Origin of the sequence: Paraburkholderia tropica (assembly GCF_900109265.1) — a bacterium.
Classification (GTDB): Bacteria; Pseudomonadota; Gammaproteobacteria; order Burkholderiales; family Burkholderiaceae; genus Paraburkholderia; species Paraburkholderia tropica.
On record NZ_FNZM01000010.1, the window covers coordinates 151,618 to 167,990 of the forward strand.

Consider the following 16,373-nt stretch of genomic DNA (forward strand, 5'->3'; position numbering starts at 1 on the left):
ATGAGTTACCACGACGAACAGGAATCGATCGAGAGTTTCAAGGCATGGTGGACGCAGTGGGGTAACGCCACTACGTGGCTCGTGCTGATCGTACTGCTCGCGCTCGCCGCGTGGAACGGCTGGAACTTCTGGCAGCGCCGCCAGGCGGCCGAGGCCGCCGTGCTGTACGACCAGGTCCAGCAGGCCGTGAACGGCAGCGACAAGGCGCTCATCACGCGCGTCGCGAGCGATATGGAAGACCGCTTCGGCGGTACCGCGTATGCGCAGATGTCGGCGCTCGCGGTCGCGAAGGCGCTCTACATGGCGGGCGACACGGCAGGCGCGAAGGCGCAGCTGCAGTGGGCCGCCGACCACGCGAAAGACGAAGAATTCCGCCAGGTCGCGAAGCTGCGTCTCGCTTCGCTGCTGCTCGACGAAAAGGCCTACGATCAGGGCCTCGCCCTGATTCCGCAGCCGGATGCGGGTCCGTTCAAGGGCGTCGTTGCTGACGGCCGCGGCGACCTGCTGGCAGCGGCCGGCAAGCGCGACGACGCGCGCGCTTCGTACAAGCTCGCGCTCGACAGCCTGCCGAAGACCGACGCCTCCGAGCGTCAACTGATCCAGTTCAAGCTCGACGCGCTGGGCGGCTAAGCAAGCGGCGGGCGTGGTGCCGTGTGCGCGTCGCCCGCGAATCGAATCAAACAATTCAACTCAACTCCTTTGATGCTTCGTTCACCGATGAATCTGCTGAAACGAACCGTTGTGCCCGTCGCCTGCGCGATGACCGTCCTTGCTCTGGCGGCCTGCTCATCGACGAAGGACGAGCGCCGCGTGCCGGTGCCGCTGACCGAGTTCAAGCCGGTGCTGGACGTCCAGCAGGTGTGGAAGGCAAGCGTCGGCAAGGCCGGCCGCTACCTGTTCTCGCCGGTCGCCGTCGGCGACTCGGTCTATGCCGCCGGCGCCAACGGTTCGGTCAAGAAGATCGACGCCGCTTCCGGCAAGGAAGTCTGGAGCACGAAGCTCAAGGACGACATTTCGGCAGGCGTCGGCAGCGACGGCAACCTGACGGCCGTCGGCGGCCTGAAGGGCGAAGTCTACGTCCTCGACTCGAACGGCAAGCTCTCGTGGCAAGCCAAAGCGCCCGGCGAAATCATTTCGCCGCCGCTGGTCGGCAACGGTCTCGTGATCGTGCGTACGATCGACGGCCAGATCGTCGCGTTCAATGCGCAGACGGGTGAGCAGAAGTGGCTCTATCGCAATCGCGCGGTACCGCTGAACCTGCGCGTCTCGGCCGGCATGACCTTCGCGGGTGACCAGGCGGTGCTCGCGGGCTTCCCGGGCGGCGCCTTCGCGGCGATCAACCTGCAAAGCGGCGACGCATTCTGGGAAACGCCGGTGTCGTATCCGAAGGGCGTGACCGAAGTCGAGCGTATCAACGACGTGAGCGGTCCGCCCACGCTCGTCGGCGCCACGACCTGCGCGGTGACGTTCCAGGGCCAGCTCGGCTGCTTCGACGCCAACTCGGGCCGTGCGATGTGGGAAAAAGCATTCTCGAGCACGACCGGTATTGCTCAGGACGATGCCACCGTGGTCGGCGGCGACGACTGGTCGGTCGTGAAGGCCTACAGCGTGTCGACCGGCGCGCCAACGTGGACCACCGACAAGCTCAAGAATCGCGACGTCAGCGTGCCGGCACTGCTGGGTCACGCAGTCGTGGTGGGCGACTATCAAGGCTACGTGCACTTCCTCTCGCTCGACGACGGCAGCTTCGTCTCGCGCGTGAAGACCGACGGCAGCCCGATCGTTGCCGCCCCGGTGCTCGCGGGCAACACGCTTGTCGTGCAGACGAAGGACGGCGACCTGTACGGTCTGCGTCCGCGTTAAGCAAATCAAGGCGTCCGGCGCACCTTGCCGGTCGCACTGAAGGGGCCGCCCCTGCGGGGTGCGGCCTCTTGCATTTGGTGCGTCATAGCGCCACATGCGGAAATCAGGACGGCGTCCGGGCATGATGCGGCGCGCCGTCGAGCGGGCCGGCGCACGCCGGCCGCGCGCATGTCGGCACGGCCCCGCATGACGCCACGCGCGTCGCGCGCATTCCGGGACCGGCCACTGTACCAGGCGAATGCTTCTGACTGCCGGGCCAGTGCGCCGGGCCGGACTGCGAGGCCGAAGAAGAAAGTCGATCTGGTCCGCCCGAGGCTTTACCCGGCACCTGCCGGGTCCCGATCACCGCTCAATGGCTGCTCAATGGCCGCGAGCGTCGGGTCCGGTGTCCATTTCGTGATAATTTGCAACTGATGCAGCCCTGCGGGCTACCATGCAGGCGCTTGCCGCGCATCGCGCCGGACGTTCCGGCGCCGCGCCTTACTGTAGAAAAGATCAGATGAAACCCGTTATCGCCCTCGTCGGGCGCCCCAATGTGGGGAAATCCACGCTCTTCAACCGGCTCACGCGTTCGCGCGATGCGCTGGTGGCCGATTTGCCCGGTCTCACGCGCGACCGCCACTACGGCGAAGGGCGCGTGGGCGATCGCGCGTATCTGGTCGTCGACACGGGCGGTTTCGAACCCGTCGCGAAGGACGGCATCCTGCATGAAATGGCGCGCCAGACGCGTCAGGCCGTGGAAGAAGCCGACATCGTCGTGTTCATCTGCGACGGCCGCAATGGCCTCGCGCCGCAGGACAAGCACATCGCCGATTACCTGCGCAAGACCGGCCGTCCGATCTTCCTCGTGGTCAACAAGGCCGAGGGCATGAAATACAGTGCCGTGGCCGCCGACTTTTACGAACTCGGCCTCGGCGACCCGCGCGCGATTTCGGCTGCGCACGGCGACGGCGTGACCGAAATGATCAACGAGGCGCTCGACCAGGCCTACACCGATCGTCCGGAAGAGGACGAAGACGACGCCAGCAAGCACGGCGTGAAAATCGCGATCGTCGGTCGCCCGAACGTCGGCAAGTCGACGCTCGTGAACACGCTGATCGGCGAAGATCGCGTGATCGCGTTCGACATGCCCGGCACGACGCGCGATTCGATCTATGTGGATTTCGAGCGCAACGGCAAGAAGTACACGCTGATCGACACGGCCGGCCTGCGCCGTCGCGGCAAGGTGTTCGAAGCCATCGAGAAGTTCTCGGTCGTGAAGACGCTGCAGTCGATCGCCGACGCTAACGTGGTGATTCTGCTGCTTGATGCGCACCAGGAAATCTCCGACCAGGACGCGCATATCGCGGGCTTCGTGGTCGAGCAGGGCCGTGCGCTGGTGGTGGGCGTGAACAAGTGGGACGGCATGGACGACCACGCACGCGACCGCACCAAGCATCACCTGCAACGCAAGCTGAAATTCCTCGATTTCGCCAAGATGCACTTCATTTCGGCGACGGAAAAGTTCGGCATCGGCGCGCTCATGCGCTCGGTGGACGACGCCTACGCCGCCGCCATGGCCAAGCTGCCGACGCCGCGTCTCACGCGCGCGCTGATCGAAGCGGTGGAATTCCAGCAGCCGCGCCGCCGCGGTCCGGTTCGCCCGAAACTGCGCTACGCGCACCAGGGGGGACAGAACCCGCCGATCATCGTGATCCACGGCAATGCGCTCGATGCGATTACCGATACTTACAAACGCTATCTGGAGAACCGTTTCCGGGAAACTTTCTCGCTGACGGGGACTCCATTGCGCATAGAGTTTCGTTCCTCGACGAATCCCTACACTGACAAGAGTTGAGCTTCGTTCGCTACCGCGCTTAACCTGGTCGTTCACCGCCCTGGCCGGACGGCCAGTACAGGCGCGGGGGAGCGAGAATCAGCTATAGTGTAGCGATTGGCGGCGGATTTCTTTTTCTTCGTCGCCAATTTAAGTTAAACCTGCAAAAAAATACGGAGTTTGCTATGAGCAACAAAGGGCAACTGTTACAAGACCCGTTTCTGAACGCGCTGCGCAAGGAGCACGTGCCTGTTTCGATCTATCTGGTCAACGGCATCAAGCTTCAAGGGAACATTGAATCGTTCGACCAGTACGTCGTGTTGCTCCGTAATACGGTTACGCAAATGGTTTACAAGCACGCCATTTCCACGGTGGTCCCGGCCCGTCCGGTGAACTTCCACCCGGATTCGGAAGCGTCCTGACCCATGACGCGGCCGGTCCGGGGCGCCTCGCTGGCGATCCGGACCGGCCGTTTCCATTTTGACATCAGCTAATTTGATCAACGCCGCACTTGTCGGCATCGACTTCGGCAAGACCGACTTCGAAGCCAGCCTCGAAGAACTCAGCCTGCTCGCCAAAAGCGCGGGCGCCCATCCTGCTGTCACGCTCACCGGGCGTCGTTCCAGCCCCGACGCCGCCATGTTCATCGGCAGCGGCAAGGCCGAGGAACTCCGTCTCGCCTGTGAAGCGAACGACATCGAAATCGTCATCTTCAATCACGCGCTGTCGCCCGCCCAGCAACGTAATCTGGAGCGCGCACTCGGCCGCCGCGTGGTGGATCGCACGAGCCTCATTCTCGACATCTTCGCCCAGCGCGCCCGCAGCCACGAAGGCAAGCTGCAGGTCGAACTCGCCCAGCTCCAGTACCTCGCCACGCGCCTCGTGCGCGCCTGGACTCACCTGGAGCGTCAGAAGGGCGGTATCGGTCTGCGCGGGCCGGGCGAAACGCAGCTCGAAACCGACCGCCGGCTGATCGGCGAGCGCATCAAGATGCTGCAGGGCAAGCTCGCCAAGCTGCGCCGTCAGCACGGCACGCAGCGTCGTCAGCGCGAACGTACGCGCACGATGAGCGTGTCGCTCGTCGGCTATACCAACGCGGGCAAGTCCACGCTCTTCAACGCGCTCACGAAAGCGCAGGCCTACGCGGCCGACCAGCTGTTCGCGACGCTCGATACGACGTCGCGGCGCGTCTGGCTCGGCGACGAAGTGGGCCAGATCGTGCTGTCCGACACCGTGGGTTTCATCCGCGAACTGCCTCACCAGCTGGTGGCCGCGTTCCGCGCAACGTTGCAGGAAACCGTGCAGGCCGACCTGCTGCTGCACGTGGTGGACGCCTCGAGCGCCGTGCGACTCGATCAGATCGATCAGGTCAACGACGTGCTGCACGAGATCGGCGCCGACACGATCCGCCAGGTGCTGGTGTTCAACAAGATCGACGCCGTGCCCGAACTGGCGGCGCGAGGCGGGACGGTCGAGCGGGACGAATATGGTAATATTTCGCGCGTCTTTTTGAGCGCGCGCACGGGCGTCGGACTGGATGCGCTGCGCGCCGCCATCGCCGAAATCGCGACCGCCGAACCGCTTGCCGGGGCGTCGCAGCCCCAGGCCGCAACCGACTGGAATGCGGTGCCGCACGAACCCAGCAGGGAAGCCGAGCACGGCCGCTGAGCGGTCCGTGGGGCGCCCATGCGGCGTCCCGGCGGTTTCTCCCACGCACATGACCCGCTGTCTACTCTGGTGAACGAACTCAGGTGAACGATTACAACAAGCGGACTGGCTGGCAGCGCCCCCGCGCCATTTTCTCGTTGAACGACCCGCGTTGGGGCCGTGGCGAGGGCAATGGCCAGCGCACGGAAGACACCCGTCGCCCGTCGGGCAATAACGGCAACAACGGCGGCGGCAAGGGCGACGGCCCGCCCGACCTCGACGAAATGTGGCGCGACTTCAATCGCCGTCTGTCGTCGTTGTTCGGCAAGAAGGGCAAGGGCCCCGGCGGCATCGGCCCGCGCCAGGACAACGGTCACGGAGCGCGCATCGGCGTGGGCCTCGTGCTCGGCGTGCTGATCGCCATCTACGTCGGCAGCGGCGTGTTCGTGGTGCAGGACGGCCAGGCCGGCGTGGTGCTGCAATTCGGCCAGTATCGCCATACGGTCGGTCAGGGCGTGCACTGGCGCCTGCCGTTCCCGTTCCAGACGCATGAAATCGTCAACATCGGCCAGATCCGCAGCGTCGAGATCGGCCGCAACAATCTCGTGCGTCCGTCCAACGTGAAGGACGCCTCGGTGCTCACGCACGACGGCGACATTCTCGACGTGCGCTTCACCGTCCAATACCAGGTCAAGCAGCCGACCGACTATCTGTTCCGCAGCGTCGATCCCGATCTCACCGTGAGCCAGGCCGCGCAGGCGGCGGTGCGCACGGTCGTGGGTGCGCACAGCACCAACGATCTGCTATACGCCGACCGCGAACCGATCCGCGCGCAACTGGCTGACACCATTCAGCACGCGCTCGACGAATACAGGACCGGCCTCGGCGTGACGGGCGTGACGATCCAGAGCGTCACCGCGCCCGACCAGGTGCAGGCCGCGTTCGACGACGAAGCGAAGGCGCATCAGGACCGCGAGCGTGCGAAGCGCGACGCGCAGGCGTACGCCGACCAGCTGCTGCCGCGCGCGCAAGCCGACGGCGCCCGTCTGATCGACGACGCCAAGGCGTACAGCGACCGCGTGGTCGCGCAGGCGCAGGGCGACGCCCAGCGTTTCAACAGCGTCTACGAGCAATACGCGAAGGCGCCGGCCGTGATTCGCGAGCGCATGTATCTGGACACGATGCAACACATCTACTCGAATACGACGAAGGTGTTCGTCGACAGCAAGTCCGGCAATAACGTGATCTATCTGCCGCTCGACAAGCTCGTCGAGGCAACGCGTCAACGCGCCGCAGCAGCGGCGGGAGCCGCGGCCGCGACCGGAGCCGCGGCGCAGAATGTCGCGCCCAACGCAGCCGCCAACGCTGCGTCGGCGCCCGACGCGAATGCCGCCGCGCCGTCCGCGAACAGCGACACGCAGCCGCAGAGCGCCCAGCCGCAAAATACGCAGCAGGGCGCCCAGCAGCAAGGCGCAGCGCCCGCGCCCTCGGCTAGCGACGCCGCGCAGGCGGCCAGCGACGCTTTCCGTTCGCGCGACGCACTGCGTTCGCGCGGTCGCGAAGACGACGTGCAATAACGGAGCGCCGATATGAACAAGATCATTGCGTTCGTCGTCGCCTTCGTGGTGGTGGTGTTGCTGGCTTCGTCGTCGGTCTTCGTCGTCGATCCGCGTCATGTGGCGGTCGTGTCGTCCTCGGGCGGCTCGAAGGCTTCGCTCGCGGAGCCCGGCCTGCACGTGAAGCTGCCGCCGCCGTTCCAGGTCGCGACGTTTATCGACACGCGCATTCAGGCATTCGACGCGCCCGACGCCGATCGTTACACGACCTCGGACAAGTCGGAGCTGCTCGTGAATCCGGTGGTGCGCTATCGCGTTGCCGATCCGCTCAAGCTCTTTGGCGCGACCAAGGGCGATACGCAGACGCTCGCCGACCGGCTTGCGTCGCTGTCGCGCGACGCACTCGCCGATGCCTTCTCGAAGGTCACGCTGTCCGACGCGCTTCAACAGCAGGAAGCCATCGCCAATGCCGCGCGCGACGCGCTCAAGACGGCCGCCGCGCCGCTCGGCATCGACGTGATCGCCATCGAACTCACGCGCATCGACTACCCGGCGGAAGTCGCCAACGTGGTCTACAAGCGCATGAGCGCGGCGCGCGAGCAGGCCGCCGCCGACGAGCGTGCGAAGGGCGCCGCCGAAGCGCAGCAGATCAAGGACGACGCGGAGCGCAAGCAGCAGGACGTGGTCGCCGACGCATACAGCCAGGCGCAGGCCATCAAGGGCGAAGGCGACGGCAAGGCCGCTGCAATCGCCGCGCAGGCATTCGGCCGCGATCCGGACTTCTATCGCTTCTATCAGAGCATGCAGGCGTATCGCGAGAGCTTCAAGCCGGGCGACGTCGTCGTGGTCGATTCGTCGAGCGACTTCTTCCGCTTCATGCGCAGTCCGAACGGAGACGCGCCGCAGGCTCCCGCCGCGTCGCGCAAACACTAAATTGAGACACAGGCGCCGCGCGTGTGCGCGGCGCATTTCTTCGCATGGACATAGCCGGCTCCCTGTTGCTCGCGATCGCACTGATGCTGATTATCGAGGGCATGTTCCCGTTCGTCTTTCCGACGGCGTGGCGCGACACTTTCCGTAGAATTGCGGAACGGCCGCCGCATCACATCCGGATTGGCGGGTTGATCGTGATGGCGCTCGGCCTCGTGCTGCTCATGCTCGCCACCTGAATTCAAGGCGCGCGCCGTGAGGGGCGCGCCGTTTCTATCGTCCGGTCCGTTCATGGCCCGAGTGAGGCGCGCCTTCGCGTGCGCCGCCGGCCTGCGTGGCCCTTTTTGTCGTAGGACTCACCGATGTCGACCTGGTTACTTCCCGAGAATATCGCCGACGTGCTGCCGTCCGAGGCGCGCAAGATCGAAGAACTGCGCCGCCGCCTGCTGGACCGCTTCCGCGCCTATGGCTACGAAATGGTCATGCCGCCGCTGCTCGAGTACCTCGAGTCGCTGCTGGTGGGCAGCGGGCGCGATCTGAACCTGCGCACCTTCAAGCTCGTCGATCAACTCTCGGGCCGCACGCTCGGGCTGCGCGCCGACATGACGCCGCAGGTCGCGCGCATCGACGCGCATCTGCTGAACCGTCAAGGCGTGACGCGCCTGTGCTACGCGGGCAACGTGCTGCATACGCTGCCGCGCGGTCTGCACGCCACGCGCGAGCAGATCCAGATCGGGGCGGAAATCTATGGCCACGCCGGCCTCGAAGCCGACCTCGAAATCCAGCAGCTGATGCTCGACGCGCTGCGTCTCGCGGGCCTCACGCAGGTGCGCCTCGATCTGTCGCACGCGGGCGTGCTCGCGGCGATCTTCGAAGCCGATCCGGCGGCTGCCGCGCTCGGCGACGCATTGTATGAAGCGCTCGCCGGAAAGGACGTGCCGCGCCTGGCAGAACTCACTGCGAAGCTCGCGCCGGTCACGCGCGACGCGCTGCGCGCGCTGCCGACGCTGTACGGCGACGCGAGCGTGATCGACGAAGCCCGCAAGCGTCTGCCGGCGCTGCCCGGCATCGCGCGCGCGCTCGACGACCTGGCGTTCCTCGTCGGCGAAATCGAAGGCGCGGAACTGGCGCTCGATCTCGCCGATCTGGGCGGCTACGCGTATCACAGCGGCGTGATGTTCTCGGCTTACGTGGACGGCGTGCCGAACGCCGTCGCGCGCGGCGGCCGTTACGACAAGGTGGGCGAGGCCTACGGCCGCGCGCGCGCGGCAACCGGTTTCTCGCTCGATCTGCGCGAAGTGGCGCGTATTTCGCCGGTCGAAGCGCGCAGCAGCGCGATTCTCGCGCCGTGGAAGCACGACGAGGCGCTGCGTGCGGCCGTTGCGGCCCTGCGCGATTCGGGTGAAGTCGTCATCCAGGCGCTGCCGGGTCACGATCACGACATGGACGAGTTTGCCTGCGACCGCACGCTGGTCGAGCGCAATGGCGTCTGGGTCGTCGAAGCGCGCGCTTAAACGACCGCAAAGCCGTCACAAAGCAGCCACAAAGCGGACATAGTGCGACGCCCGGCATACTTGCCGGGCAGGGCGTCTCGCTGCGCAGGCTGTTGAGCGCAAAAGGAAATTCCTGGAAATTCGGGAAAAAAAGGCGGTCTTGTCGCCGAACCCAGGTAGAATACGTTTTTAACCAGCTAACGAAACACCATGTCTGCCAGCGCAGTGAATGTAACCCCGGGACGCAACGTCGTCGTCGTGGGCACCCAATGGGGCGATGAAGGCAAGGGCAAGATCGTCGACTGGCTGACGGACCACGCGCAAGGCGTGGTGCGTTTCCAGGGCGGTCATAACGCCGGCCACACACTCATCATCGGCGGCAAGAAGACCATTCTCCGACTGATCCCGTCGGGCATCATGCGCGCCGGCGTCGCCTGCTACATCGGCAACGGCGTGGTGCTCTCGCCTGAAGCCCTGTTCAAGGAAATCGGCGAGCTGGAAGAAGCGGGCATCGACGTCCAGAAGCGCCTCTTCATCTCCGAAGCCACCACGCTCATCCTCCCGTACCACATCGCCATCGACCAGGCGCGTGAAGCCAAGCGCGGCGCCGCGAAGATCGGCACGACCGGCCGTGGCATCGGCCCGGCGTACGAGGACAAGGTCGCGCGTCGCGGTCTGCGCGTGCAGGATCTGTTCGAGCCGGAAACGTTCGCCGCGCGTCTGCGCGAGAACCTCGACTACCACAACTTCGTGCTGACCCAGTACCTGGGCGCGCCGGCCGTGGACTATCAGCAGACGCTCGACACGATGCTGTCGTACGCCGAACGCCTGAAGCCGATGGTCACGGACGTGTCGCGTCGCCTGTACGACGTGAATCACGAAGGCGGCAACCTGCTGTTCGAAGGCGCGCAAGGCACGCTGCTCGACATCGACCACGGCACCTATCCGTTCGTCACGTCGAGCAACTGCGTCGCAGGTGCGGCGTCGGCGGGCGCGGGCGTCGGTCCGCAAAAGCTCAACTACGTGCTCGGCATCACCAAGGCGTACTGCACGCGCGTCGGTTCGGGCCCGTTCCCGAGCGAACTGTACGACGCCGACAACGCTGATCGCCAGGAAGAAGTGGGCCTCACGCTCGCGAAGGTCGGCAAGGAATTCGGTTCGGTCACGGGCCGTCCGCGCCGCACCGGCTGGCTCGACGCCGCCGCGCTGCGCCGCTCGATCCAGATCAACGGCGTGACGGGCCTGTGCATCACCAAGCTCGACGTGCTCGACGGCCTCGAAGAAGTGAAGCTCTGCGTCGGCTACAAGGTCGACGGCCAGGACGTGGACATCCTGCCGCGCGGCGCCTCGCAAGTTGCGGCCTGCGAGCCGGTCTACGAGACCTTCGCGGGCTGGAAGGAAAGCACCATCGGCATCACGCAGTTCGACGCGCTGCCGCAGAGCGCGCAGGCATACCTGAAGCGCGTGCAGGAAGTCGCCGGCGTGCCGATCGACATGGTTTCGACCGGCCCGGATCGCGACGAAACGATCCTGCTGCGTCATCCGTTCAAGGTCTAAGTAGCAAGAAGGTAGAAGCAAAGATGATTCAAATGATGGACCCGCGCAACGACGACAAGAACCTGTGGGTCGGCTGGGACGAATACCACCGGCTGATCGAAATGCTCGCGCTTCAGGTGCACGAGTCGCGCTGGAAATTCGATCAGATCCTGTGTCTCGCGCGCGGCGGCCTGCGCGTGGGCGACCAGCTCTCGCGCATCTATGATCTGCCGCTGGCGATTCTTGCGACCAGCTCGTACCGCGAAGCGGCTGGCACGGAGCAGGGCGATCTCGACATCGCGCAGTACATCACGATGACGCGCGGTCACCTCGAAGGCAACGTGCTGCTCGTCGACGATCTCGTCGATTCGGGCGTCACGCTCGCGCGCGTGCAGGATCACCTGAAAGAGCGTTACCCGGCCGTGACCGGCGTGCGCTCGGCCGTGCTCTGGTACAAGGGCTGCTCGAAGGTGAAGCCGGACTATTTCGTCCAGCATCTGCCGACGAACCCCTGGATTCATCAGCCGTTCGAGGAGTGGGACACGGTGCGTCCGCATAATCTCGGCGCGTGGATCAAGCGCGGTCTGCAACAAGCCCAGCAGCAGAATTCGCAGGGTTGAAGCACGCTGGCGTGCCGCCGCAGCCTTCGGGCGGGTGCGGTGCGGCCAGACCATCAACGGAGCCTTTCGAGGCTCCGTTTTTTTTGCTGCCGAGGCGCGCGTCGGTGCGTTTCGGCGGGTTTCGGCGCGTTTTTACGCGCAAGGTCGCCGGTCGGGGCACAGACGGCTGACCGCGGCAAAGCGCCAATGCTAAACTGCGCGGGGACAAGAGTACGTCGCGGGGTCACAACGGCCACTCGGGTTCCGCCCGTAGCCGGTTTAGAATAGCGCTCGAATTTTTCCGCCTCAAACGGATCTCTGCGTATATGACAACTAGCACGCACGTGGCAAAACAGCCGCTACCTTCCCTGGCCGTAGCGGCCATCGGCGTGGTGTTCGGCGATATCGGCACGAGCCCGCTGTACTCCCTGAAAGAGGCGTTCAGCCCTTCTCACGGCATTCCGCTTACCAATACGTCCATCCTTGGCGTCATCTCGCTGCTGTTCTGGGCGATCATGATCGTCGTCAGCGTCAAATACGTGCTCATCGTGATGCGCGCCGACAACAACGGCGAAGGCGGTGTACTCGCGCTCATGGCGCTCGCGCTGCGCTCGCTCGACCGCAAGAGCCGCTCGGTCGTGGTGCTCACCGCGCTGGGCATCTTCGGCGCCTGCATGTTCTACGGCGATGCGGTGATCACGCCGGCCATCTCGGTGATGTCGGCCGTCGAAGGTCTGGAGATCGCCGCGCCCAAGCTCACGCATCTCGTGCTGCCGCTCACGATGGTGATCCTGATCGCGCTGTTCTGGATCCAGCGTCACGGCACCGCGCTCGTCGGCCGCCTGTTCGGGCCGATCATGGTGATCTGGTTCATCACCATCGCCGTGCTCGGCGTCTCGCGCATCGTGCAGCAGCCGGGCGTGATCGCAGCGCTCAATCCGTACTACGCCTTCTCGTTCATGAGCGCGCATCTGCTGCAGGCCTACGTGGTGCTCGGCTCGGTCGTGCTGGTGCTGACCGGCGCGGAGGCGCTCTACGCCGACATGGGGCACTTCGGCGCGAAGCCCATCCGCTGCGCGTGGTACGGGCTCGTGATGCCCTCGCTGGTCCTCAACTACTTCGGTCAGGGCGCGCTGCTGATGCAGGACCATCGCGCGATCGAAAATCCGTTCTTCCTGCTCGCGCCGGACTGGGCGCTCCTGCCGCTCGTCGTGCTCTCGACGGTCGCCACGGTGATCGCGTCGCAAGCCGTCATTTCGGGCGCGTACTCGCTGACTAGCCAGGCGATCCTGCTCGGCTACGTGCCCCGCATGAAGGTGCTGCACACGTCCGATCTCGCCATCGGCCAGATTTACGTGCCGGTCGTGAACTGGATGCTGCTGTTCATCATTCTGTGCATCGTGGTCGGCTTCAAGAGCTCGGATAACCTGGCGGCGGCGTACGGTATCGCCGTGACCGCGACCATGGTGATGACCACGATCCTCGTGAGCGTCGTCATGACGAAGCTGTGGAAGTGGAACAAGTGGCTGGTCGGGCTCATCATCGCGGGCCTGCTGATCATCGACCTCGGCTTTTTCGGCGCGAATCTGCTCAAGGTCGAGGAAGGCGGCTGGCTGCCGCTCGGTATCGGCGCGCTGCTGTTCTTCCTGCTGATGACGTGGTTCAAAGGCCGCATGATCGTGAAGGAACGCACGGCTGCCGACGGCATTCCGCTGATGCCCTTCCTGCAAGGTCTGCTCGCGCATCCGCCGCACCGCGTGTCGGGCACCGCCATCTATCTCACGGGCAGCGACACGCTCGTGCCGGTGAGCCTGCTGCACAACCTCAAGCACAACAAGGTGCTGCACGAGCGCACGATTTTTCTCACGTTCAAGATTCGCGATATTCCGTACGTGTCGAACGCGGAGCGCGTGAGCGTGAAGGATATCGGCGGCGGTCTCTATCTCGTGAAGGCCGATTACGGCTTCAACGAAACGCCGGACGTGAAGGCGGTGCTCGAGGAGATCGGCCGCATCGAAGGCATGTCGTTCGAGATGATGGACACGTCGTTCTTCCTCGCGCGCGAAACGGTGGTGCCGACGCAATTGCCGGGCATGTCGATCTTCCGCGAGCGCGTGTTCGCGTGGATGCACCAGAACGCCGCCAAGCCGACCGACTTCTTCAGCATTCCCGCGAATCGCGTGGTCGAGCTGGGGACGAAGATCGAGATCTGATCGTCTGCTCGATGACGCAAAAAAGCCGCCCGCGGGCGGCTTTTTTATTGCGCGATTTTCGCGCGGCTCAGCGCTTCATGGACTTCAAGCGCTTCAGGCACGGCGCGGGCTTGCATTTCGCGCGCCCCGCGCCGCGTGTGGCCGATCTCAGCGCTTGAGCTTCGCGAACGCCGCCGCCATCGCGTTCACCGGCTCTTCGCCGCGCGAACGTTGACCACCGCGATTGGCGTTGCCGCCGCGATCATTGCGATCACGGCCGCCGCCATTCGCCGCGCCGCCACCGGCGCGCTGCGCCGCGCTCGCGGGATCGTCGTCCATACGCATCGTGAGCGCGATGCGCTGACGCTTCACGTCGACGTCGAGCACCTTCACCTTCACGACCTGACCGGCCTTCACGACTTCGTGCGGGTCCTTGATGAACTTCGTCGACATCGCCGAGACGTGCACGAGACCGTCCTGATGCACGCCGATGTCGATGAACGCGCCGAACGCCGCCACGTTGGTCACGACGCCTTCGAGCACCATGCCCGGCACGAGATCGGAGACTTTCTCGACGCCGTCGCGGAACGTGGCCGTCTTGAATTCGGGACGCGGATCGCGACCCGGCTTTTCGAGTTCGGAGAGGATGTCGCGCACGGTCGGCAAACCAAAACGCTCATCGACGAATTCGGCGGGCGAGAGACCCGAGAGCGCCTCGCGGCTACCGAGCACATCGCCGATCGTGCGCTTGATCTTCGCGAGCATGCGCTCGACGACCGGATACGCTTCCGGGTGCACCGACGAGCGATCGAGCGGATTCTCGCCGCTGTTGATGCGCAGGAAGCCCGCGGCCTGCTCGAAGGTCTTGTCGCCGAGGCGCGGCACCTTCTTCAGATGTTCGCGTGACGGGAACGGACCGTTCGCATCGCGGTAATCGACGATATTGCGCGCAAGCGTCGAGTTCAGGCCCGACACGCGGGCGAGCAGCGCGACCGAAGCCGTATTCGCGTCCACGCCCACGGCGTTCACGCAGTCCTCGACTACGGCGTCGAGCGAACGCGCGAGTTCGCGCTGGTTCACGTCGTGCTGATACTGGCCGACGCCGATCGCCTTCGGCTCGATCTTCACGAGTTCGGCGAGCGGGTCTTGCAGACGACGCGCGATCGATACGGCGCCGCGCAGCGAGACGTCCAGTTCCGGGAATTCCTTCGCCGCCAGTTCGGACGCCGAATAAACCGACGCGCCGGCTTCCGACACGACGATCTTCTGCAGCTTCAACTCGGGATGCTTCGCGATCAGTTCGCTCGCGAGCTTGTCGGTCTCGCGCGAAGCGGTGCCGTTGCCGATGCTGACGAGTTCGGCCTGCGTCTGCGCGGCGATGCGCGCGAGCTTCGCGAGCGAGCCGTCCCAGTCGCGGCGCGGCTCGTGCGGGTAGATCGTGTCGGTCGCGAGCAGCTTGCCGGTGCGATCGACCACGGCCACCTTGACGCCCGTGCGCAGACCCGGATCGAGGCCGATCACGGCCTTCGGGCCGGCCGGCGCGGCCAGCAGCAGATCCTTGAGGTTGCGCGCGAACACGCGGATCGCCTCGGTCTCGGCCAGTTCGCGCAGGTTCGTCAGCAGTTCGTTTTCGAGGTGCGGCTGCACCTTCACGCGCCAGCACCAGCGGCACACGTCGGAGAGCCACTTGTCGGCGGGGCGGCCCAGATTCGAAATGTTGAAGTGGCGCGCGATATGACCTTCGCCCGGATGCGGCGTCTGCGTGTCGAGCTCGCCGCCGAGGCCCAGCTTGACCATCAGCACGCCCGCGTTACGGCCGCGGAACAGCGCGAGCGCGCGGTGCGACGGCACGGTCTTGATGGTCTCGGAGTAGTCGTAGTAGTCGCGGAACTTCTCGCCTTCCTCTTTCTCCTTGCCTTCGATCACGGTCGACGTCACCACGCCCTGGTTTTGCAGCCAGTCGCGCAGCTTGCCGAGCAGTTCGGCCGTTTCGCCGAATTGTTCGGAGAGGATGTCGCGCGCGCCGTCGAGCGCGGCCTTCACGTCGGCGACGCCTTTCTCCGCGTCCACGTATTGCGCGGCTTCCGTCTGCGGATCGAGCAGCGGATTGGCGAGCAGTGCGTCGGCGAGCGGCTGCAGACCGGCTTCGCGTGCGATCTGCGCGCGCGTGCGGCGCTTGGGCTTGTACGGCAGATAGAGGTCTTCGAGAACCTGCTTGCTGTCGGCGGTCTCGATGGCGGTGCGCAGTTCGTCGGTGAGCTTGCCTTGCTCTTCGATGCTCGCGAGGATCGCGGCACGGCGCTCTTCGAGTTCACGCAGATACAGCAGACGCTCTTCGAGCGTGCGCAACTGGGTATCGTCGAGATTGTCCGTGACTTCCTTGCGGTAGCGGGCGATGAACGGAACGGTCGCTCCTTCGTCGAGAAGCTGGACGGCGGCCGCCACCTGACGCGGTTGAACGTTCAATTCGGTGGCGATACGCTGGACGATCTTGAGTGCTACGGTTTCCGTCATAGGGTCTGGATATTCCTGCGAGGATCGGTTTGCAGTCCGGTTTTCGGTCCGACGACCGGGCGGAGCGCACCCGCGAGGGAACGCCCGCTGGCCGGTGGAGCGGGGCATTTTGCCATAAATGGCGGAGCGCTCGAGTCGGGGGGTGTTAGAATTTCCCCCATGTTCCGCTGCCCTCAGAAGACGTTGATCCCATTCCGTTTGTCACCTGTCCGGTCCGTCGCGCGCGA

At 65.1% G+C, this 16,373-nt stretch carries 13 protein-coding genes; 12 read left to right on the top strand and 1 reads right to left on the bottom strand.

All coding sequences use genetic code 11. The features are described 5' to 3' along the window. From BMY06_RS18165 to BMY06_RS18220, 12 genes are all read left to right on the top strand, one after another. On the top strand, positions 1 to 630 hold the full coding sequence (locus tag BMY06_RS18165) for a tetratricopeptide repeat protein (RefSeq protein WP_065060235.1): 630 nt from the start codon (positions 1 to 3) through the stop codon (positions 628 to 630). 87 nt (positions 631 to 717) lie between these two features. Beyond that, positions 718 to 1,863, top strand: a complete 1,146-nt coding sequence (gene bamB, locus BMY06_RS18170) for an outer membrane protein assembly factor BamB (RefSeq protein ID WP_074984576.1) — start codon at positions 718 to 720, stop codon at positions 1,861 to 1,863. A 499-nt stretch (positions 1,864 to 2,362) separates the two neighbouring features. Next, positions 2,363 to 3,700, top strand: a complete 1,338-nt coding sequence (der, locus tag BMY06_RS18175; RefSeq protein ID WP_065060365.1) for a ribosome biogenesis GTPase Der — start codon at positions 2,363 to 2,365, stop codon at positions 3,698 to 3,700. A 164-nt stretch (positions 3,701 to 3,864) separates the two neighbouring features. Then, positions 3,865 to 4,101 (top strand): RNA chaperone Hfq, encoded by a 237-nt coding sequence (gene hfq, locus BMY06_RS18180; protein WP_027814901.1) that lies wholly within the window; start codon positions 3,865 to 3,867, stop codon positions 4,099 to 4,101. Positions 4,102 to 4,174: 73 nt separating this feature from the next. After that, a complete protein-coding gene (gene hflX, locus BMY06_RS18185) occupies positions 4,175 to 5,347 on the top strand; it encodes a GTPase HflX (RefSeq protein ID WP_173816756.1) in 1,173 nt (390 codons plus the stop codon). An 83-nt stretch (positions 5,348 to 5,430) separates the two neighbouring features. Further along, positions 5,431 to 6,903 (top strand): FtsH protease activity modulator HflK, encoded by a 1,473-nt coding sequence (gene hflK / locus BMY06_RS18190; RefSeq protein WP_065060232.1) that lies wholly within the window; start codon positions 5,431 to 5,433, stop codon positions 6,901 to 6,903. A 12-nt stretch (positions 6,904 to 6,915) separates the two neighbouring features. Continuing rightward, on the top strand, positions 6,916 to 7,815 hold the full coding sequence (hflC, locus tag BMY06_RS18195) for a protease modulator HflC (protein WP_074984442.1): 900 nt from the start codon (positions 6,916 to 6,918) through the stop codon (positions 7,813 to 7,815). A 44-nt stretch (positions 7,816 to 7,859) separates the two neighbouring features. Beyond that, a complete protein-coding gene (locus BMY06_RS18200; RefSeq protein WP_065060230.1) occupies positions 7,860 to 8,051 on the top strand; it encodes a DUF2065 domain-containing protein in 192 nt (63 codons plus the stop codon). A gap of 123 nt (positions 8,052 to 8,174) precedes the next feature. Then, a complete protein-coding gene (locus BMY06_RS18205) occupies positions 8,175 to 9,326 on the top strand; it encodes an ATP phosphoribosyltransferase regulatory subunit (RefSeq protein ID WP_065060229.1) in 1,152 nt (383 codons plus the stop codon). A gap of 189 nt (positions 9,327 to 9,515) precedes the next feature. Continuing rightward, positions 9,516 to 10,862 carry an adenylosuccinate synthase gene (locus BMY06_RS18210; protein ID WP_065060228.1) on the top strand — a complete coding sequence of 449 codons (1,347 nt, stop codon included), beginning with the start codon at positions 9,516 to 9,518 and terminating at the stop codon, positions 10,860 to 10,862. A 23-nt stretch (positions 10,863 to 10,885) separates the two neighbouring features. After that, entirely contained in the window at positions 10,886 to 11,461 is a 576-nt protein-coding gene (locus BMY06_RS18215; protein ID WP_065060227.1) for a phosphoribosyltransferase, read from the top strand. A gap of 305 nt (positions 11,462 to 11,766) precedes the next feature. Beyond that, entirely contained in the window at positions 11,767 to 13,653 is a 1,887-nt protein-coding gene (locus BMY06_RS18220) for a potassium transporter Kup (protein WP_065060226.1), read from the top strand. A gap of 147 nt (positions 13,654 to 13,800) precedes the next feature. On the opposite strand, the gene BMY06_RS18225 is transcribed toward BMY06_RS18220, so the two are convergent. Continuing rightward, positions 13,801 to 16,146: a Tex family protein gene (locus BMY06_RS18225; RefSeq protein WP_074984444.1), complete on the bottom strand. Its 2,346-nt coding sequence runs from the start codon at positions 16,144 to 16,146 to the stop codon at positions 13,801 to 13,803. Between the last annotated feature and the right edge of the window lie 227 nt (positions 16,147 to 16,373).